Source organism: Mesomycoplasma hyopneumoniae J, assembly GCF_000008205.1.
Classification (GTDB): domain Bacteria; phylum Bacillota_I; class Bacilli_A; order Mycoplasmatales; family Metamycoplasmataceae; genus Mesomycoplasma; species Mesomycoplasma hyopneumoniae.
Genome location: NC_007295.1, coordinates 755,906 through 777,744 on the forward strand (window position 1 = coordinate 755,906; position 21,839 = coordinate 777,744).

Below are 21,839 nucleotides of genomic sequence, written 5' to 3' on the forward strand. Positions count from 1 at the left end.
TATCCTAGAAATCAAAATCATCAATGTCAATATCGTCAACCCCTGTATATTTTAGAAGATCATCATCTAATTTGAAATTTTTTATTTGTTTTTCATTTTGGATATATAAATCTGAATTTTGGTTAGGTTCTTGACTAGCTTTTTGGATTTGAGCTTCATTTTTTGCTCATTTTTCCTTCTCTTGTAATAATAATTCTTGTTTTTTTTCCTCTTCTTGGTGAATTTTATCGATTAACTCGTTTTCACTAATTGCCTCATTTAGAGCCGAATCAAAAAGTGAATCTGCATCAAAAAAAGATCTTTGACTAATATTTTGGAAAGAATTAGAATCTTTCTCGTTTTCAAAGCCATAATCAAAATCTTTTGAAATATTTTCGCGGATATTCTGGCTTTTGTTAAAATTACGCGATTTAGTTGCTGCTTTTGCTAGATTATTCTTGTTTTTTGGAAATTCTTGGTGACTTCTTACCTGTTTTTGCTCATTTTTTGGTATAAACTCGTTTTCAATCCCATAAGGTTTTTCTAACTCGCGAATATCAGATTCGAATTGCTGTAAAATTAAGTCAAAATTATTATTACCTTGACCATATGAATTCCGATGATTTTGATAAATTCTACCCTGCTGGCGATGAATATACTCATTTTTAAGACTGTTTAGTTCTTGAATGTCTTTAATATTTCCATTTCATTCAATTTTAAAATTTTGATCTTTTAGCGCGCTTGAATACGGGATAATTTGCACTTGACAACGTGTTAGATCTGCTACTAGTTTAACATTTGAACCGTTTTTTCCAATGGCTAAACTATGTTGAAAATCAGGAACAACTACGATAAAACGACGTAATTTATGACCTATTTTGAACTCTTTTACGCAAATAACTTTTGAAGGCGACATCGCATTAACAATAAATTTGACAATATTATCATCATATTTAATCACCTCAATTTTTTCACCCTGAAGCTCTTGAGAAATTGCAAGAACTCTTGAGCCAGTTGCTCCTACAATTGAGCCGATTTCAGAAATATTATCAGCTTCGGCATCCTCATTTCTGCGAATTGCGACTTTACATCTTTCCCCTGGAATCCGTGCAATTGAAGTGATTTCAAGAAATTTTGACTGTAGTTCAGGGATTGCATCGATTATTTTTTTCTTGACAAGTTGAACTGATTTTGAGGATATCACAACCTGCGACTGTTTTGTATTTTTTGATACATTTTCAATTACAACTTCATGTTTAGTGCCTATTTTTAAATTTTGTCCACTTGCATAATGGCTTGGCATAAAGGCAGAAACTTTATCATCGTCAATTTCGAAAATATAACCAGCAGCAATTTTATTAGTAACAGTGGCCAAAACTACGTTATTTTTAAGCGATAAATATTTGTTATAAACATTATTTCGGACAATTTCAGAAATTTTTTGCTTAAAAGCGTGCATAATTGCCATAAAAAGTCAATGTTCAAAACTTTCAAGATTAATTTCAATTGAAAAAATATCATCAACCTGAATCTCAGGATCAGTTTCTTTTGCCTTTGATAGTAAAATAAAAGAAACAAGATCGTTAACTTTTTCCTCATCTGTAAGATCATCAAAATAATTTTCTTCAACAACAATCCCGTTTGTATTAAAAACTTTAAAACTCAATTGTTCAAGATCAGCTTCAATTTTTATTTGCGCATCTGGGTCAATTTTCTTTGTTATTACAAATTCAATTGCTTCCTGAAAAATATCAATAACTGCTTCCAGATTTAATTCGCTATTTTTTGCCACATCTTGGATAGCTTGAATTATTAATTTTTTACTATCTTTTGAACTAATTTTTGATTTTTCGGTTTTTTTTCTATTCATTTTCGAAATCTTGCCCTTTTGAAAGTACTTCTAAAATAAAATTTTTCTCATCGGTCTCAATTTTATCGATAAAAATGGAAATTTCTTTTGAAATTTCCTCAACTTGTTTTAAAGACCGATAATCAGTGATAATTCGCAAATAATTTATCCCGTTTTCTAGAACAAAATTAATTGATAAAATTTGCTTAAATTTACTTGCTAATTGCTCAATTAAGCTCAAATCTACCTCTTTTATTTTAATTTTATTTGTTTTTAATTATAATATATTAAATAAAAACTAAAAGGTCGTCAAAAAGACAACCTTTTTTTAAATACAAAAATTTTTAAGGTTGAATATATTATACCACTTTTTGATTAACAAATAAAAATAAAAAATATTTTTTAATGTCACTATAATATTTATTCTTTTATGGTATAATAATATTTTTTATATAATTAGTTTTTTATCGTTAGTAATACAATATAATAATGATAACGATTTTTATGTAAATTTGTAAATTTTAACATTTTCTAGGCTTATATTAATATGATTTTTAATTATAATACTAGTTTATTCCGTAAGAATTTCCGCGGTGAATCATATTGAGGACCACTTGGTTTAATTTTTAACGGCAATAATTTTGAATTCTACCTTTGATCACCTAATGCAAATCGGGTACATTTTGCAATTTATAAAGATCCGGAAGACAAAATTCCGGCTGAAATTATTGTGATGTCAAAAAATAATGATGTTTGGTTTTGCCAAATTAATGCCTCTTTTAATGGATATTCCTATAATTTATTAATTGAGCATCACGATTTAAAAATAACTGAGGCACTTGATCCTTATGCCTTTAGTATTGCGCCTTTTGATTGAAAAAAAAATGAAAGTCCAAAAGCATATTTAATTGACATTTTTTCCGAAAAAACTGGAAAAAATCCTTCAAAATTAGAAGGATTTAACAAAAATCCGCAAATTGATGCTCAAATTTATCAGCTGCACATTCGAGATTTTTCATCTATTAGTAAAAAAACAGAAAATAAAGGTACTTTTATCGGAGCGCTAGAAAATGATGTTTTTAGTTATTTAAATAGCTTAAAATTTAATTTTTTACAATTATTACCAATCCACTCTTGTTATAATTTCAGCCAAAAAAACGCTAGCATCCTCCACAAAGGGGATGGAAACGGTCATTTTAGCACTTATAATTGGGGTTATGACCCAATTGGTTACTTTTCGATAAATTCAAGTTATTCAACAGATCCAATGGATCCATATCTGCGAATTTTTGAGTTTAAAAAATTTGTTGACTCCGCCCATAAAAATAAGATCGGAATTGTTCTTGATGTTGATTTTAGTCACACCTTTAAAAATTCAATTCTTGAGGATGTAGCTCACGGGCATTTTTACCGGGATGAAGCAGCTGTTTTACCTGCCGGATTTCCGCCACTTGATACACGAAAACCAATGGCATTTAGGCTAATTTTGGATTCCTTAATTTTTTTTACTAAATATTATAAAGTTGATGGATTTCGCTTTAATTTAGCATCTTTTTTAGATAAAAAAGCAATTACAGTTATTGCCAGTGAACTAAAAAAAGTTAATCCAAATATTCTTTTATATGGTGATTTTTCAAATTTTAGTGACCTACCAAGCAGAAATCGACTTGAAAAAGGGAAAACAGGAAATAGTTTTAACTTTGGATATTTAAACGATACAATCCAAACAGCAATTATCGGGAGCGGAAATCCGCGTGATAAAGGTTTAATTTTATCAAAAACTAGTAAAAAATTCGCTGCTTATGTTTCTTCAATTCCGGGGAACATTGCAAATTTTGACTTCCAAAATTTGCCATATTCAAAAAAAAAATACGACCTTTTTGCAAACGATATCAGCCTAAATCTTGCCTATCTTACTTGTTATAATGGCCCGACTTTAGCCGATAAAATTCTTAGTGCGACAACGCGAATTGGAAAAAGAGAATTTCTTGAAATCTACCGGCAAGCCTTAATGATGGTCAATTTTGTCCAAGGAAAAATTTCACTTAGTGCTGGGACTGAATTTGCTTTTTCAAGAATTTGTGATTTTTCTGGGGGCAGTTATCAAAATTGCTATCCTAATTTAAACATAAAAAGACCGCCTTTTTCGTTTTTAGCGGGCAAATATCTTGATTTTCATTCTGATAAAACCACAGATTTCACAAATGGATTGAATTTTGAAATTCTTAAAAACAATGAAATCAAAGAGAAAATCTTTGATTTTCTTGCCGAAATTAATCAATTTCGCCAAAATTCTCCATTTTTTCGGCTTGATACAAACCAAAAAATCAAAAAACAGCTAAAATTTGAAACTGTTGATAACAATAAAGGATTAATTATCTTTAAAATTACTGCTAAAAATAAAGTGATTAAAGTTATTCATAATTTTTCACATCTTTCTTATGAATATGATTTTAAAAATTTTAATATTCTTTTTAGCTCAAAGATTAAAGTTATTCCTAATTTAATTCAGAAACATCAGTCGATTTTATTAATTAAAAATAGCTAAATTAGACAAAAAATTTTTATTTAAATTTTCTGGTTAATTTGAAAAATACTTTAATTCATAGATAAATTTAAATATTATATCTATTTTAGCCAGAATTAATTTAGATATATTCAATAGTTTCCACTAATTCGGTTTTTTTAACCAAATCAATCCGATTTTTTACAAAATTGACTATTTCAAGAGCAATTGCTGGGGAAGCTGACAAACCAGGGGACTGCATTCCGGCTGCAAAAATAAAATTTGGGTCATTAAAAGCTGGTTTAATCACAAAGTCACTTTTCTCAGCTTCGATTGGTCGGGAACCTGCTAAAGCAAAAACCGTTTCTGAATAATCAAGGCTAGGAATTATTTTATGACCAATTTTTTGAATTTCTTCATTCAGATCAAAATCAAGGCAATTTACCTTATTTTTCGATATATTTTCTTTAGCTGTTGGCCCAACTAAGATGTTTCCGTCTGGCCGAGGCGCAACAATTACTCCTTTTCCGTATTTTGAAGGGACTAAAAAATAAATATTTTTTATATTGGGGTGATTTTTTAAAATTAAATATTGACCGCGCCTTTGTTTTTGACTAAATTCGCCAAAACCGGCTATTTTTCCGATTTCATCGGCATAATGACCGGCGGCATTTATTATAATTTTTGACTGAAAAAAAGGATTATTTTGGTTTTCTGTTTTAATTAGGAAAAAATTTTGACTATTTTTAGAAATTGAAATAACTTTTGAACTACTAAAAAATTCTAAACCATTTTTCCTAGAAATTTCCAAAAAAGCATACGCGGCCTTAACTGGATCTACCACCCAGGAATTCAAGCACTCAAGCGCTAAGACTGCTTCTTCTGATACATCTGGATGCGCTAATTTAAGTTCTTTTTTGCTTAAAATCGATAAGTTTTTAGGGTCAAGACCGTTAATAATTCCTCGTTTATAAAGATCGTAAATTATTTTTTCTTCTTCAGAGTCAAATGCCAAAACTACGCTTTTGGCTTTTTGACGCGGAAAAATAATTTTTTTAAAAATATTTTCAGTCCATAATTTATGGCCTAAAACATTGAATTTTGCTTTTAATTTTCCTGGACTTGGATCAAAACCACAATGAATTATCCCTGAATTTCCTGTTGTTGTCTCAGATGCTGGGTATTTTTTTGCTTCTAAAAGTGCAATTTTAAGCTCAAATTTACTAAGTTCATAAGCAATATTAGTTCCAATAATTCCCGAACCAATAATAATTACATCGTAATTTATATTATTTTTTTCTGTCATAATGTAATTCTTCCCCTAAAAACAGTTATATAATATAAATTATAACTAAAATTTTTGATTTTAATGTTTTTTTGTTCTTTTATTGATTAAATTTAATTGGGCTTTTTGCACAATTTTTTTCTTAATTATTAACGAAGGAATAATTAAGAAAATTGATAAAAAAACCAAAAAAACACGTAAAATCACGAGACTTTTTGAATCATTTAAAGGATATGTTACAAGCAAAATGCTCAACGAAAAAAGGATTATCGGATAATAAAAAATAAAGGAAAAATTAACAATTTTTAATCTTATCCAAATAAATGATATCAGAAAACATAAAAAAAAATTTAAAATTGTTATTAGAAGCAAAATTCAGAAGGAAATTATAGTTTTTCCATAAAAATCAGGCGAAAAAAATGCATAAATAAGGCTAATCGGAAGAATTATTGTAAGCAATGCAAATAAAAAATCAGGAATTTTCGTTATTTTTTTATACATTTTTTTCGCTGTTTTTCAACAAATCGACAAAATCAACTAGGGAAATTCTAAATAATTCAGGAGAACCAAATTTTCTATAGGTAATTTCATTTTTTGTAATTTCCTCATCCCCGATTATTACCTGAAAATTTATTTTTTCTAAATTTGCCTCGCGGATTTTGCGCGAAATGCGCTCAGATCTGAGATCAATTTCCGAATTAAATCCAAGATCAAAAAGAATTTTATGAATTTTTTGGGCAAAATCATTATGTTTTTCAGCTACTGGAATAACAATTATCTGTTTTGGCGAGATTCAGAAAGGTAAATTTCCCTTGCTTTGTTCTAATAAAAGCGCTATAAACCGTTCATAAGTGCCTATTAAACCGCGGTGAATTAAAATTGGAGTTTCTTTTTTATTATACTCATTTATAAAGGAAATTTTAAATTTTTCAGGTAAAAGGAAATCAAGTTGTAAAGTTGAAATTGTTAACTCTTTATTTAGTGCAGTTTTAACTTGGAAGTCAATTTTGGGACCATAAAAAGCAGCTTCACCGATTTTTTCTATATAATTAATTTTATTTTGATCTAAAAACTGCTTTAAATCAGCTTCTGCCTGTTCCCACATTTGATCATCTTGAAAAAATTTATCCTTGTTTTTAGGGTCTCTTTTTGAAAATGAGATATAAAAAATTTGGACCTTAAAAAAATCAAGTACCTCAGAAATCATTTGAAAAAGATGACTAATTTCACTAAAAATTTGACTTTTACTAACAAAAATATGCCCTTCTGTTAAATCCATAGCTCGAACGCGTTCAAGGCCTAAAAGTGCTCCTGATTTTTCATAACGATATAATCGTGATTGTTCAGAGATTCGATATGGTAAATTTCGATAACTAAAAAGTTGCTGTGAAAAAAGGATAATATGATGTGGGCAAGTCATCGGACGCGGAATTAGCTCCTCGTTTTCAATTTTTAAGCCTTTAAACATATCATCGCGATAATGTAATAAATGTCCGGAAATTTTATATAATTCCTTATGGCCAAAATGGGGCGTAAGAACCTCTTTAAATCCGTAATTACGGTCAAATTCAAGAATTTTTTGGCGAATTTTATTATAAATTCGCATTCCATTTTCAAGTCAAACTGGAAAACCATGGCCAAAATAAGAACTAAATGTAAACAGTTTTAATTTTGCCCCGATTTTTCGATGATCTCTTTCTTGTCTTTCTTGTAAAATTCCAAGAAATTTATCAAGATTTTCTTTTGAATCTCAACTAGTTCCATAAATTCGGGTTAACTGTTTGTTTTTAGAATCACCTTTTCAATAAGCGCCGGCAATTTTTAAAAGTTTAAAATTTTGAATTTTTCCTAGAGATTCAAGATGATTTCCATAACATAAGTCTTCAAAAAGTATGTTGTTTTTACTATCAACTATTGAAAAATAAGTGATTTTTTCACCTTTTTTTTCTAGGTCATTTTTTAATTCCGCTTTATAAATTTGATTTTGAAAATCAAGGTTCTTCCCATCGGTTTCAACAATCTTTAGATTTTTTGAAACCAACTTTTTCATTAATTTCTCAATTTTTGGAAAATCAGATTGCGAAATTGAGACTGAAAGATCAAAATCATAATAAAAACCATCATCAAAAACAGGGCCAATTCCAAATTTTACACCCGGATAAAGAATTTTAATTGCTAATGCTAAGAGGTGTGAACTTGAATGATTTAATTTATAGTCAATTTTTAAGTCCATAAATTATAATCCTATTTTTTCTTTGATTTTTTCAAAGTTAGAAACAGCAACTTCTTTTGCTTTTTTAGCGCCTTTTTTTGCATAAATCTCGACTAAATCGAGATTTTTTTGATATTTTTCTTGTAAATCTCTTAAAAATTCAGCAACTATTATCCCAACTTTTTGTTTTAAAAACTGGTAAGATTTTCCCTCAAAAAACGCCTGAGTTTCATCAACTGGTATTCCAGTAAGTCCCATAAAAATGTTTAAAAGATTGGCAACTCCAGGTTTTGCAAAATTAAAATTAACTTCATTATAAGAATCTGTTTGTGCTTTTTGAATTTTTTGATATGCCTCATCAGGACTGTCTGTTAAAAAAATAGTCGAATTTTTTGATTGAGTAGATTTGGACATCTTTTTTTCTGGATCAGTTAGCGACATAATTTTCTGTGTTCTTTCAGAAATTATTGTTCTTGGAATTTTAAAGTCGGTTTTATAAATTTTATTAAATCTTTGGGCAATTTTCCGCACTAATTCAAGATGTTGCAACTGATCAGCACCAACTGTTACAAAATCTGGGTTATACAAAAGAATATCTGCAGCCATCAAAATTGGATAAGTTAAAAGTCCGGTGGGAATTTTTTCAGTATTATTATCCTGTTTTAAACGCGCTTTGTCTTTGAATTGGGTCATTCTCGAAAGTTCACCAATTGTAGTTTCAGACTGTAAAAGTCAAAATAATTCAGAATGTTGGCTAATTTCAGATTGAAAAAAAAGCACTGTTTTTTCTGGATCAAATCCGCATGCAAGATAAAAAGCAAAAATACTTTTACGGTTTTCAGCTAATTCTTTTGGATCAATTGGCAAAGTAAGCGCGTGAAGGTCAGCAACGAAAATAAAATTTTCGTATTCATTTTGCAGATCAAGACTAGGTTTTATCGATCCTAAATAATTCCCAAGCGTTAATTTTCCTGTTGCCGTAATGCCAGTAACCAATCTTTTTTTCATAATTAAAAAATTTTAACATAATTTATATAAAAAGTTTTAAAAATAAGTATAATTTAAAACATAATTATGAAATTAGTTTCTAAAATCATTTATTTTTTTCTACAAATTTTTACTTTTGGTTTATTTGCAAAATATCTTAAAAAAAAACATAATAAAAAGAATTCTGATTTCACTTATGAACAAAATTTTGACTTTAAAATTGAGGTTTTAATTAACTTGTTAGGCGGGAGGTCAAATATTAAAAAAAGTGATTTTAATATTTCCCGATTAAGAATTAAACTAAGATCAACAGAAAATCTTGATTTTGAAAAAATAAAGAAATTAAAGGGGATTTCAGGTATTTTTGTTAGCTCAGATACAATAACTTTGATAGTTGGTAATAAATCTAAAGCAATTTCAGAAGCAATAAATAATTTTGGATAAGTTTAGAAATGTTTAAAAAATCCTAAGGAAATTACAGTGAAAATACAAAAATTTGGAACTCAAAACCGTGAAAATCAAAAACTAAATAATACAAACCAAAATTTAAGTTATGAACGTTTGCTTGCAAACTTAATTACAGTCGAAAGGGCTGATTCTGCACTTTTTACTAGAATTGATAATGAAAATTATATCGATTTATATGGCGCTTTAAAATTAAGTGATTTTAAAAAATTAATTAATTCACCGATCTCATCAGTATCACTTGCATCAAATGAATTTGATGATTTTAGTGAAAAAATCGAGTCAATAAATACAAAGGATGAACTAGTTGAATTTCTAAAAAGTTCAGATTATAAGCTAAATCCGCTTTTATTAAGATCGTTAAATACTGATTTTGAAGGTGGAAAAAAGGAAATTTTAAGTAAAATTTCTTATAAAAAACAAACAAGCCTAGCAAAATGGAAGCGACTAATTAAGAAAGCTTATGATATTTTAAGGGACAGAAATATATGGCCAGTCCATATCGGTTTTGGATATATTTCGCTTACAATTGAAGATAGAAGTTTTTTTGGTCCTTTATTTGTCAAGGAATGTGAAGTTACTATTGTAAACTCAGTACCAAGACTAAACGCTGATGGACATATAAAATTGAACGCTAAATTGCTTACTTTTTTAAGAAAGCTCGATATAGATTTTAATTTTGACTTTGATTTTTCCGAATTTTCAATTACGGAATTAATGGAAAATGTAAAAAAATTCTATAATGATAAATTTGAAATCCCAAGTATTGAAGGTAAAATTCCTAAGGAATTTGCAACAAGTGAAGATAGTATAAATTTTCATCCTGGTGCCGTTTTAGGATTTTTTAACATTGGTGGCTCACACCAACGAAGCATTATGGAAAAAATGATAAAAACAGGCGAAATTCACAACCTAATTGAAGTTGATATTAATAAAACTGGTTATCGGACAGCAATTGAAAAATCAATATTTTCACCTAAATTTACAGGATTTTTTAAAATCCAACCAACTAATTTCACACAGGATTATGCCCATATTTCAGCAATTTTGCAAAATACAATTATCTGAGGCCCCCCAGGAACCGGAAAATCACAGACAATTGCAAATATAATTTCTAATATTATCGCGCTAAATAGGACAGCTCTTGTTAGTTCACAGAAAAAAATTGCGCTTGTTGTCCTAAGAAAAAGACTGAAAATGATGTCATTTTTCTGCCTTTTTGTCATTAATGAAAAACTTGAAAACTATAAGGATTTTTATAAACCAATTGAAGAATATATTGAAATTATTGAAAATTTCAATATGGAATCCAAAATTGATGAAATCAAAGTTTTCTCTGATGATGATCGGAAATATTTAGAACTTTTAGCTAACATTTTCCCAAAAACTGACATTCTCAGAAACACTTTAGAGGCTTATAAAATAATTGAAACAGCCAATAATTTTTTCGCCCTTAATGTTGCTGAAGCAATTTTTAAACTAAATAAATCAATAAAAATTAATCCAAAAAGATCGCCAAGAACAGAAACTAAACTAAAATTGCATATTGTCGAAACTCAACTTAAAAGAAAACTAAAAATTTATGAAAAAGCACTTCATAGTGTTTCAAAAGATTTACGGGAAGATGTAAATTTAATTCTTGAAAATTTAGCAAATTATGATGATAATCTAGAAAATATTTATAATAAAATTTCAAAATTGGAAATTTCCAATTTTGAAAACCTTGAAAAATTCCTGAATTTTTCAAGAAAACCAAAAGTTGAAGTTCTTGATGATAAAGCTTTATTTATTTTTCATGCAAAAAAAGTATTTGAAATCCTTGCTAAATTAAATAATGATAATGAATTCCAACAACTTTATACTCGTTTTCGTTTAAGTGTAAAGCAGAAAAAGAAAATGTCACCTTATAAATTTTTACTAAAACATTCTGAAATTATTAAGGTTTTATTTCCGGTAATTATTACAACCCCTGACATTGAACTTATAATGTTTGAGAAAAAATATTTTGATTATGTAATAATCGATGAGGCTTCGCAAATGTTCCTTGAGGAAGCTTTGCCTCTTTTATTTTATGGAAAAATAAAAGTTTTAGTTGGTGATCACCAACAAATGCAGCCGATTCGTTGATTTGCCTCTAAAATAAATGAAGAATCTGAAGATGATGCCTTTGCAAATATTGAATCAATCCTAGAATATGCCCATTCTAAAGGTGTTTTTAATATTATGTTAGATAAAAATTATCGCTCACATCATGCTTCCCTGATGACTTTTAACTCACGCCATTTTTATGAATCAGAACTAAAAATTGCAAATAATTACAAATTTGAAGGCACTGATGTAATTGAAGTTCAAAATGTAAATGGCCAATGAGATGGACAACAAAATCTTGTTGAAGCCAAAGCCGTTGTCGAAATTGCCCAGAAAAATATTAACAAATTTCCAACAATGATCATTCTGGCCTTTAATAAAAATCAGCAAAATGCAATTGAAAGAATCATTTTTGAATCCTACCCTGAAATTGAAAAATTAATTTATACTGATAAAATTATCGTTAATAGTCTTGAAAATATTCAAGGAGATGAGGCAGATTTAGTAATAATTTCAGTTGCATATGACCAAAGTGCGAAATTCGTTTCTACTTATATTGCAAGAAAAGGTGGAAAAAACGCCCTAAATGTAGCTACTTCTCGCGCAAGACAAAAAATGATAATTTGCAAATCAATAAATGCTGATGAAATTCAGAATACTTCAAATTCTGAAGATCTTGAAATTTTTAAAGAATGAATTAACTTTTTAGACCTTGATATCCAATCACAAATTCATTATTCACGCAAGAAAAAGACAGAACTCTCACTTGCTGAATTACAAAATGTGCAAAAATCTAGATTTTTTACTGATTTTCAACAGGAATTTATTGAAGAATTTAGCAAAAATTTCCCTGATTTTGAAACAAAAACAAATTTTGCTATCGGTAGCGAGGAAATTGATGTAGCTATTTTTGATCAGAGTCAACTTTTATTTGCAGTCTACCTTGATTCTTTAGAATACAAAGACCCAAAAGAATATATTAAATATTTTGATGCTATCAAGTTTATTGAAGAAAAAAAATACCCTGTTTTCATTCTTAATTTTGTTGAATGGAAGCTAAATAAGCAAAAAATAATGACCAAAATTAAAGAAAAAATTCTTACTTTGAAAGAAGATGATCTTGTCTAAAAACCAATTATATGCTCTAGATGACTTAGTTATTGGTTGTGATGAAGTTGGAGTTGGTGAATATTTTACAAATTTAACTGTATGTTGTGCAGTTTTTCGTGAAAAAGAGATTAAAAATGAACTTTTAATACAAATAGTTGATTCAAAACTTTTAACAGAAAAAAAAATTTCTGATCTTTTTCAGGTTATAAACATAGACCAAAAAATAAAACATAAATTTACCAGTCTTGAAATGAATGAGTATAATAAACTTATTGAAGATGGACTAAATTCACATCAAATTAAGTCACTTTTGTATTTTCGAGTTTTAAATGATTTGATTTTGAATCTTGAAAATGAAAAAATTAATAAAATTTTTATTGATGGATTTGTAAGTGAAAAAAAGTTTAAGGAATATTTTGCAAAAATAGCGGAATTTTTAAAAATTGAACCTTGAGATTTTCAAAAATTCCCACTTATCTTAGAAAAAAAAGCTGATACAAAAATTAAGCAAGTAGGCGCAGCCTCAATAATTGCAAAATTTGCTTTAAGTCAAAAATTTGCTAAAAGGCAAGAGAAATGAAAGGCTGTTTTTCCTGCTGGTTCCAATCAGATTGAAAAAATTGTTAATTTTTGTGTTGGTCAAATTGAAAAATATGGCAAAATTTTTCTTGAAGAAAATGTTAAACTTCATTTTAGTATCACTGAAAAAATTTATGCAAAGTTAGAGGAAAAAAATGGGAAAAATAATTAAATTATTCGCTGAAAGCACTGAAAAAATCGCCACAAATATCAATGTTGCTGGCGGAGTTGGTCTTGGTGGCTGAATCGGAATTACAATTTCGGTTGGAATTATTCTTTTTATTGTTGGTGGAATCATTGCTCTTGTTGTTTCAAAAAAAATGTTTGAAAAACAAATAAGAGAAAATCCTCCAATAACCGAAAATATGATCAGGGCAATGTATATGCAAATGGGTAGAAAACCATCAGAAGCCCAAATTAGAGCAGTAATGCGCTCTGTCAAAAATGCAAAAAAATAGGAAAAATGTGAAAAAAAAATTAGTTTTAATTATTATTGACGGACTTGGATTGCGCCTTGAATCCCAAGGAAATGGTTTTGCACTGGCAAAAACACCTGTTTTTGATAGACTTTTTCAAGAATATCCAAATAGTTTAATTGCTGCTTCTGGTCAAGAAGTCGGACTTCCTGAAGGTCAGATGGGCAATAGCGAAGTCGGTCATTTAAATATTGGCGCTGGTTTTGTTGTCTATACAGGTATTTCAATTATAAATAATGCTTTAAAAACAGGTAAGTTTTTTGAAAATGAAAAATTTATTTTAGCCTTTAGGCATAGTATCAAAACTGGATTTCCGCTGCAAATTATGGGTCTTTTTTCACCTGGAGGGGTCCATTCCCACCAAGATCATCTTTTTGCCCTGATTGATTTTGCCGCTAATTTTGGGGTTAAAAAACTAAATCTTCACCTTTTTGGTGATGGGCGTGATGTTGGCCCAAAGTCAATTAAGCCCTGAATTAAAATGTTAAATTTAAAATTAAAAAATTATGAAGATTATAAAATAGCTTCAATTTCTGGCCGTTTTTATTCAATGGACCGCGATAAAATGTTTGACCGTGTCGAATTAGGTTATAATGCACTTTTAGGAAAAGCAGAAAATACCTTCACTGATCCAATTGATTATATCAACTTTCAATATGAAAAAGGGGTAAGTGATGAATTTTTTGAACCTGCAATTAACCTCAAAGTCAACAAGAAAGATTTTTTAGCTGATGATCATCCAGTGATTTTTTTCAACTTTCGACCTGATCGAGCAAGGCAGCTAAGCCACTTAATTTTACAGACTGATTTATATGAACAAAAGCCAAAAAATCCTATAAAAACCGATGTTTTTGTTTCAATGATGAAATATGAAGGCATAAATTGCCTAGTCGCCTTTGAAGAAATGAGAGTCGAAAATCCTTTGGGAAAATTAATTTCAATGGCTGGATTTAGGCAGCTTCGACTAGCTGAGACACAAAAATATGCCCATGTCACTTTTTTTGTTGACGGAGGTGTTGAACTTGAACTAGAAAATTCAGATAGAATTTTAATTGATTCACTAAAAGTGCAATCATATGCTGATTTTCCACAGATGTCAGCTGTTGAAATTACTGATAAACTTCTTGAAGTTGGGCAAAATTATGATTTTATCATCATGAATTTTGCAAATCCGGATATGGTTGGTCATACCGGAGATTTGAAAGCAACTATTAAGGCTGTTGAAATTCTTGATTTTCAAATTGGTAGAATTTGCAAATGGGCAGAAGAAAAAAATTTTGACTTTTTCATTACCGCTGATCATGGAAATGCTGAATTAACAGAGGATGAAAACGGAAATCCGTCAACAAAACACACAACTTTTCCGGTTATGTTAATTTCAAGTGATAAAACCATCAAACTAAAAAGCGGAAAATTAGCAAATATTGCACCAACCATTTTGGACTATTTAGGACTTGACAAACACCCTGATATGGACCATGATTCTTTGATTATTAAAGACAAATAATTTTTCTTTATTTGAAAAAGTGTCCTAATTTATAGTATTTTTTAAAATCCACCAAAAATTTATTTTTTCTTTTTCTTTTTTTTTTTTTTTTTTTGATAAAGTTACATTATAAAAACGTATTATCTACTTAGATAAAATACTAAAAAATTGGAGTAAACAAAAAGATGAAAAAAAGTAAGAAAAATTTATTTAAAAAAATAATCAAAATTTCTCTTTTTGGTATTTTTTCAACTTTATTTGTAATTTCTTCTACTAATGACAATCTACAAATTCAATCTGTTATTAGTAGAAGAAATACGGAAAATTGAAGTGAAAAGTCTCAAAACACATATAAAGTTAGTCAAATGGCTTCTGTTAATAACGTTGACGAAGATGAAATTTCAAAAGCAATTCTAAAAATCAAACCAAGAGAAGATGAGTTTGTCCCAGCAATCCCACTTTTATTTGGGGCGCTTGGTGGAATTCTATTTGGCGGGTTATTTTCAAGTTGACTTAGCCAAAATCCACTACCCGAATTACCTCGATTGGGCAATGTTGGCTCATATGCCCCACAAATTGACCAAAAACCAAGTCAAAATACTGAGAAAAAAGTATCAAAAAGGTATGAAAATAATTCATACCAAAGTTCTTTTCTTGATTATTTCCAAAAAACTGAAAAAAAATCTAAAATTGATAATTCTGGACCTGTATATGGGCCATTTTTGCCTGGCGAAGATAAGCGCGAACTCGACCCAATTGTTGCAAAAAGTGCTAATTCAATAACAATTGATCTTAATATTTTATCGATAATAACTAAAACAAAATTATCAGAGAGAGTTGCAGCCTTAAGCAGAGTCGAATTTGTCGAAATTACTGATAGAAAAAAATTAAAAGATTATAAAGATATTCATCTTGCATACTTTTTTGACGAAGTTCCAGGTGGAAAACCAAAATTTATAATTAGCAAAACTAAAATTAGTGAACCGGTTGCTTGGGAGCTTTCAATTTTAGGTCTGCAAATTGAATTAGGAATTCCAGAAATTTTAGAAAAAAATTTCTTCCCAAATATTCGATTACAACCATTAGATTTAATAGAAAAATTTCTGAAAAGACTAATGTTTAGACCTAATTTTTATTCTTATAATAAACATAAAATGCAGCAATTAGCCTACAAAATTGCCGCCACAATCAACACAATAAATTATGGAAATTTAGGATATAATGTTCCATATTTAAATAATGATAATGATCCAAATTATCCCAAAAGTTATTATATTGTTGAAGATTTTTATGAAGAAATATTTGATAAAAACGAAAATTGATACATAAATATGCCATCGGGGGAAACGTGATATTTGGATGGAAAGGAAGAAGACCCAGTCGAGAGAGAAAACCAGAGAAAAAAAATAGCGAAAAAAAGTATTTTTTTTAAAAATTACCATGTTAGACGATATAAATTGCATCCTAATAATAAGAAAGATAGAGTTTGAGAACCAAACCTAAAAAAAGTTGAAGGAATTCACTATTTATATGGAGACCCAGTCAAATTCCCTTATTAAAATTAAAGAAAAATTCCTAGAAAATAGATATCGAGAAGTAAATATCCGAGATTTTTTTTCAACAAGAAACATTTATATGCACTGGAAAGAACCTTATATTTGGGTTAATGGAGAGAAAAAATTTAACTGTTTTTCTATTTCGTGTTATTGTGATGATAAATTTGATCCTTTTTTGGAGATTAACGGCATTCCATCATATAAAAATACCCGCAATCCAATTGAGGATATGATCGCAATTCCTTATAAACAAGGCGATTATATTTATCGACTTCGTCTGGATGAAATCCAAAAAGCTACTTTTTTTTCAAAAGAATTAAGATTTTTTAAATTTTATAAAAAATCAATTTCTAAAGAGATTTATAAAATAATCAGCGAGAGATATCATCGGGTTTCAAAATCTCGTTGAAATCTTGATGGTATTTTTTGAGATAATAACTCCTGAAATGATATAAAAATGGTGGTAGTTGCAATTGAAAATATCGAAGATGCTCAGAATTGTCAATATTCAATTTCTTTTCCTTCAATTTTTAGAATGAGTTATACAAATAAAACAAGGCTTAAAGAAGTCGAGCAACTAATAATCAATGAAATTGAAGAATTAATTCCGTATGCGAAACCGAAAAATCTTGAAAATCACAGAGAAAAAATTTTTGATTTTTTGTCAATCCAAAATGAGTATAATTCCAAATATTTTGATCCAGATAAGATGTATTTAGGTGTTAAAATTGAGGGTGATTTAAAAAAGATCGAAAAAGAATTCCAAGATTTTGAAGCTAATTACCCACTTGTATTTAATGTAAAAACTTTAGAAACTTATGAAAAAATTTTAGAAAAATTTAAAAAATACAATATTAAGAAATTTGATCTTGAAAAAGACGACAGAAATCAAATTTTAATTAGTTGGCTTGACAAATTTGGGCCGGAATATCAAAAACATTGTATTAATCTATTCGGAAAAGATGGTGAAAAATATTATGATGAACTTGAAAAATGGACAAATAAAATAAATCTAATCCAAATTTTCCAAATTATGTTTGGACCTTTAATCTATTTTATATGAACATATAAAACATCACACACCCTCAAACCAGATGCTGTTATTTTAAAAAGTTGGGGTTGTCTTAATCCTTCAAAATTTGAATTATATTATTTTGGAGGTCCCGAATATGGAATTTATGATGAAATTCTAGAAAAATTTGACTCAAAATATCCTGTTTTCTGAGTAAATACCGCGTATGAACCGAGTGGTCATAGCTCAACAAATGGCTGAATTCCCGATATTATTACAAAAAATTTAATTTTAATTCACCGGGATGGCGACAATGTTTTATACTGAATTGGAAAATCACCATTTTATCATCATGTTTATAATGGGAAATATTTTCCATTAAATTTATATTATAACAAAAAAATTTCTGATATTGAAAGAGATATTTTTTTGCGCGAAAACAAAGATCCGGAATTTTATTCATATGATTATAATTTATATATTGATGTAATTAGAAGATCAAATTCTGAATTAAGTCAATTATTTGATTATATTAATTTATATGAAAAAAAATATAAAAAAGATAATCCAGGTAAAAGTTTTCAAGATTTTTTGCATAAATCTGATTTGCTTACTAAAAGTGCAAGAAGAAGATTATCAAAATTTGAGCTAACAACATTTTATAAGGTTTATGAAAAAACAGTTAATTATATTGACTTTGATAAAAATGAATATTATGATTTTAGGTTAAACGCAATTTATAAAAAATAACGGTAATTATTATGTTTTTTTAATTTATAAGATTTAATTTATCTAATTTTTCCTAATTCAGACTAAAAATATAAGCAATAAAACAATTAATACAAGCCTAAAATTTATAAAAATTTTGTTTTTTCTGATAAAATTTAGGTATTACAACTAGTTTTTTGCTATAAAAATTAGTCAAAAAAAGACTAAGAAGGAGGACGGTTATGAATAAAAAAAGTAAAAATTTACTTAAAAAAGTCTGCAAAATGTTCTCTTTTGCAGCATTTTCAACTTTAATAATAACTTCTTATAGTAATAATAATTTCCAAGATAAAACTCCGTCTAGCCAAAAAATAACAGAAAATTTAAGCAAAAAATCCCAAGAAGTCAATAAAATCAGCCAAATGGCGGCCGTTAATGAACTAGAAGATGAAGAAATTTCAAAAGCAATTTTGGAAATTAAACCTAGAGAAGATGAGTTTGCCCCAGCAATCCCACTTTTATTTGGGGCGCTTGGCGGAATTCTATTTGGCGGGGTATTTTCAAGTTGACTTGGCCAAAATCCACTACCCGAATTACCTCGATTGGGCAATGTTGGCTCATATGCCCCACAAATTGACCAAAAACCAAGTCAAAATACTGAGAAAAAAGTATCAAAAAGGTATGAAAATAATTCATACCAAAGTTCTTTTCTTGATTATTTCCAAAAAACTGAAAAAAAATCTAAAATTGAGAATTCTGGACCTGTATATGGGCCATTTTTACCGGGCGAAGATAAGCGCGAACTCGACCCAATTGTTGCAAAAAGTGCTAATTCAATAACAATTGATCTTAATATTTTATCGATAATAACCAAAACAAAATTATCAGAGAGAGTTGCAGCCTTAAGCAGAGTCGAATTCGTCGAAATTACTGATAGGAAAAAATTAAAAGATTATAAAGATATTCATCTTGCATACTTTTTTGACGAAGTTCCAGGTGGAAAACCAAAATTTATAATTAGCAAAACTAAAATTAGTGAACCGATTGCTTGAGAGCTTTCAATTTTAGGTCTACAAATTGAATTAGGAATTCCAGAAATTTTAGAAAAAAATTTCTTCCCAAATATTCGATTACAACCATTAAATTTAATAGAAAAATTTTTGAAAAGATTAATGTTTAGACCTAATTTTTATTCTTATAGTAAACATAAAATGCAGCAATTAGCATACAAAATTGCCGCCACAATCAACACAATAAATGGAGCAAATTTAGGATACAATATTCCATATTTAAACAATGATAATGATCCAAATTATCCAAAAAGTTATTATATTGTTGAAGATTTTTATGAAGAAATATTTGATAAAAATGAAAATTGATATATAAATATGCCATCAAGTGAAACATATTATTTAGAAAACCCAAAAATAGACCCAAATAGAACTAAAAATATCTGAAAGAAATTAGAAAAAAAGTCTATTTTTTTTAAAAACTACCATGTTAGAAGGGTTAAATTCAAACCAAGTGATAGAGAAAAAAATGAAAAAACGGGAAAGGATATAAGACATAGCGACCTAAAAAAAATAGAAGGAATTCATTATTTATATGGAGATCCAGTTAAATTCCCTTATTAAAATTAAGGAAAAATTTATCGAAAATAGATATCGCGAGGTGATTCCGCGCGATTTTATTTCAACAAGAAATATCTACATGCACTGAAAAGTGCCACCTATTTCGGAAATCAATGGTGAAAAAATAGTTGACTGTTGGCCTCCTTTACCTTATTGTGATATTAAATTTATGCCATTTTTAGAATTTAACAATTCTTCCTCAAGTTTGGGATTGCACAATCCAATTGAAGATATGATTGCAATTCCTTACAAACAAGGCGATTATGTTTATCGATTTCGGCTTGATGAAATCCAAAAAGCTACTTTTTTTTCAAAAGAATTAAGATTTTTTAAATTTTATAAAAAATCAATTTCTAAAGAGATTTATAAAATAATCAGCGAGAGATATCATCGGGTTTCAAAATCTCGTTGAAATCTTGATGGTATTTTTTGAGATAATAACTCCTGAAATGATATAAAAATGGTGGTAGTTGCAATTGAAAATATCGAGGATGCTCAAAATTGTCAATATTCAATCTCTTTTCCGTCAATTTTTAGAATGAGTTATACAAATAAAACAAGGCTTAAAGAAGTCGAGCAACTAATAATCAATGAAATTGAAGAACTAATTCCACATGCAAAACCGAAAAATCTTGAAAATCATAGAGAAAAAATTTTTGATTTTTTATCAATTCAAAATGAATATAATTCCAAATATTTTGATCCAAATAAGGTGTATTTAGGTGCTAAAATTGAGGATGATTTAAAAAAAATCGAAAAAGAATTCCAAGATTTTGAAGCTAATTACCCACTTGTATTTAATGTAAAAACTTTAGAAACTTATGAAAAAATTTTAGAAAAATTTGAAAAATACAATATTAAGAAATTTAATCTTGAAAAAGATGACAGAAGTAAAATTTTAATTAGTTGGCTTGACAAATTTGGACTTGATTACAAAAAACATTGTATTAATCTATTCGGTAAAGAAGGGGAAAAATATTATGATGAAATCGAAAAATGAACTCATAAAATAAATCTAGTCCAAATTTTCCAAATTATGTTTGGACCTTTAATAGATTTTGTTTGAACGCGCTCAAATTATTACATAACCAAACCTGATGCCATCATTTTAAAAAGTTGAGGTTCGCTTGATCCTTCAAAATTTGAATTATATTATTTTGGCGGTGTGGAATATGGAATTTATAATGAAATTTTAGAACAATTTGACTCAAAACATCCTGTTTTCTGATTGAATACTGGTTATGAACCAAGTGGAAGAACCGGCACAAATGGCTGAATTCCCGATATTATTACTAAAAATTTAATTTTAATTTACCGTGATGGGGAAAATATTTTATACTGAATTGGAAAATCACCATTTTATCATCATGTCTATAATGGAAAATATTTTCCGCTAAATTTATATTATAACAAAAAAATTTCTGATATTGAAAGAGATATTTTTTTGCGGCAAAACAAAGATCCAGAATTTTATTCATATAAATATGATTTAAATATCGATGTAATTAGAAGAACCAACGAGCAGTTAAGCAAATTGTTTGATTATATTAATTTATATGAAAAAAATTATAAAAAAAATAATTTAAATGAACATTTTGAAAATTTCTTACACAAATCGGACTTATTAACTAAAAGCGCAAGGAGAAAATTATCAGCATTTGAAAGAACATCGTTTTTTACTAAACACAAGAAAACTGTTAATTACATTAATCCCGAAAAAAACGAATATTATGATTTTAGATTCAATGCGCTTTATAAAAAATAACTGTAATTATTAGTTTTTATTATTATTAAAAAAATCGTGTTGCTAAATTTTTGTTATTTTTGATGCTTTTTTGGTTTAAAAAGAGGGGTAAAAAGGTTATCAGAAACTAAAATCGTAATACGATTACATTTAAACACGCCAAAAT

16 protein-coding genes are annotated in these 21,839 nt (G+C 28.3%); 10 read left to right on the forward strand and 6 right to left on the reverse strand.

Annotated features, from left to right (window positions below; translation table 4 throughout):
• Positions 1-4 precede the first annotated feature (4 nt).
• Both nusA and MHJ_RS03105 read right to left on the reverse strand, forming a co-directional pair.
• Positions 5-1,849 carry a transcription termination/antitermination protein NusA gene (gene nusA, locus MHJ_RS03100; protein ID WP_044284703.1) on the reverse strand — a complete coding sequence of 615 codons (1,845 nt, stop codon included), beginning with the start codon at positions 1,847-1,849 and terminating at the stop codon, positions 5-7.
• Positions 1,842-2,069 (reverse strand): hypothetical protein, encoded by a 228-nt coding sequence (locus tag MHJ_RS03105; protein ID WP_011206435.1) that lies wholly within the window; start codon positions 2,067-2,069, stop codon positions 1,842-1,844. The genes nusA and MHJ_RS03105 overlap by 8 nt, the downstream gene beginning before the upstream one ends.
• 306 nt (positions 2,070-2,375) lie before the next feature.
• Here MHJ_RS03105 and MHJ_RS03110 point away from each other — a divergent pair, with 306 nt between their 5' ends.
• The gene (locus tag MHJ_RS03110) at positions 2,376-4,376 is read left to right on the forward strand and encodes a pullulanase (RefSeq protein WP_193325076.1); all 2,001 of its coding nucleotides are present in this window, start codon (positions 2,376-2,378) and stop codon (positions 4,374-4,376) included.
• A 100-nt stretch (positions 4,377-4,476) separates the two neighbouring features.
• Here the strand turns inward: MHJ_RS03110 and glpO are convergent, their stop codons facing one another.
• From glpO to trpS, 4 genes are read right to left on the reverse strand one after another with little or no spacing between them, the layout of a single operon-like run.
• The gene (glpO, locus tag MHJ_RS03115) at positions 4,477-5,640 is read right to left on the reverse strand and encodes a type 2 glycerol-3-phosphate oxidase (protein ID WP_044284704.1); all 1,164 of its coding nucleotides are present in this window, start codon (positions 5,638-5,640) and stop codon (positions 4,477-4,479) included.
• A 60-nt stretch (positions 5,641-5,700) separates the two neighbouring features.
• The gene (locus tag MHJ_RS04040; protein ID WP_044284705.1) at positions 5,701-6,120 is read right to left on the reverse strand and encodes an MAG3450 family membrane protein; all 420 of its coding nucleotides are present in this window, start codon (positions 6,118-6,120) and stop codon (positions 5,701-5,703) included.
• Complete coding sequence (thrS, locus tag MHJ_RS03125; RefSeq protein ID WP_011284321.1) at positions 6,113-7,852, reverse strand: threonine--tRNA ligase; 1,740 nt, start codon at positions 7,850-7,852, stop codon at positions 6,113-6,115. Before thrS ends, MHJ_RS04040 begins: the two co-directional genes overlap by 8 nt.
• A 3-nt stretch (positions 7,853-7,855) precedes the next feature.
• Positions 7,856-8,839, reverse strand: a complete 984-nt coding sequence (gene trpS / locus MHJ_RS03130; RefSeq protein WP_044284706.1) for a tryptophan--tRNA ligase — start codon at positions 8,837-8,839, stop codon at positions 7,856-7,858.
• Positions 8,840-8,905: 66 nt separating this feature from the next.
• On the opposite strand from trpS, the gene MHJ_RS03135 reads away from it, so the two are divergent.
• The 9 genes from MHJ_RS03135 to MHJ_RS03175 all read left to right on the forward strand — a co-directional run bounded on the left by MHJ_RS03135 (position 8,906) and on the right by MHJ_RS03175 (position 21,694).
• Positions 8,906-9,262 carry a PTS transporter subunit EIIB gene (locus tag MHJ_RS03135; protein ID WP_020835878.1) on the forward strand — a complete coding sequence of 119 codons (357 nt, stop codon included), beginning with the start codon at positions 8,906-8,908 and terminating at the stop codon, positions 9,260-9,262.
• Positions 9,263-9,298: 36 nt separating this feature from the next.
• On the forward strand, positions 9,299-12,499 hold the full coding sequence (locus tag MHJ_RS03140; RefSeq protein WP_044284707.1) for a DEAD/DEAH box helicase: 3,201 nt from the start codon (positions 9,299-9,301) through the stop codon (positions 12,497-12,499).
• Positions 12,486-13,232: a ribonuclease HIII gene (locus MHJ_RS03145; RefSeq protein ID WP_014579979.1), complete on the forward strand. Its 747-nt coding sequence runs from the start codon at positions 12,486-12,488 to the stop codon at positions 13,230-13,232. Before MHJ_RS03140 ends, MHJ_RS03145 begins: the two co-directional genes overlap by 14 nt.
• Positions 13,216-13,518, forward strand: coding sequence for a YneF family protein (locus MHJ_RS03150; RefSeq protein WP_011206445.1), 303 nt, complete (start codon positions 13,216-13,218; stop codon positions 13,516-13,518). The genes MHJ_RS03145 and MHJ_RS03150 overlap by 17 nt, the downstream gene beginning before the upstream one ends.
• A 7-nt stretch (positions 13,519-13,525) precedes the next feature.
• The gene (gene gpmI, locus MHJ_RS03155; protein WP_011284327.1) at positions 13,526-15,043 is read left to right on the forward strand and encodes a 2,3-bisphosphoglycerate-independent phosphoglycerate mutase; all 1,518 of its coding nucleotides are present in this window, start codon (positions 13,526-13,528) and stop codon (positions 15,041-15,043) included.
• A 164-nt stretch (positions 15,044-15,207) separates the two neighbouring features.
• Entirely contained in the window at positions 15,208-16,581 is a 1,374-nt protein-coding gene (locus tag MHJ_RS03160) for a hypothetical protein (RefSeq protein WP_044284709.1), read from the forward strand.
• Complete coding sequence (locus tag MHJ_RS03165; RefSeq protein ID WP_044284710.1) at positions 16,553-18,340, forward strand: hypothetical protein; 1,788 nt, start codon at positions 16,553-16,555, stop codon at positions 18,338-18,340. The genes MHJ_RS03160 and MHJ_RS03165 overlap by 29 nt, the downstream gene beginning before the upstream one ends.
• A 200-nt stretch (positions 18,341-18,540) precedes the next feature.
• Complete coding sequence (locus tag MHJ_RS03170) at positions 18,541-19,932, forward strand: hypothetical protein (RefSeq protein WP_044284711.1); 1,392 nt, start codon at positions 18,541-18,543, stop codon at positions 19,930-19,932.
• Positions 19,904-21,694: a hypothetical protein gene (locus tag MHJ_RS03175; RefSeq protein WP_044284712.1), complete on the forward strand. Its 1,791-nt coding sequence runs from the start codon at positions 19,904-19,906 to the stop codon at positions 21,692-21,694. Before MHJ_RS03170 ends, MHJ_RS03175 begins: the two co-directional genes overlap by 29 nt.
• The last annotated feature ends 145 nt before the right edge of the window (positions 21,695-21,839 follow it).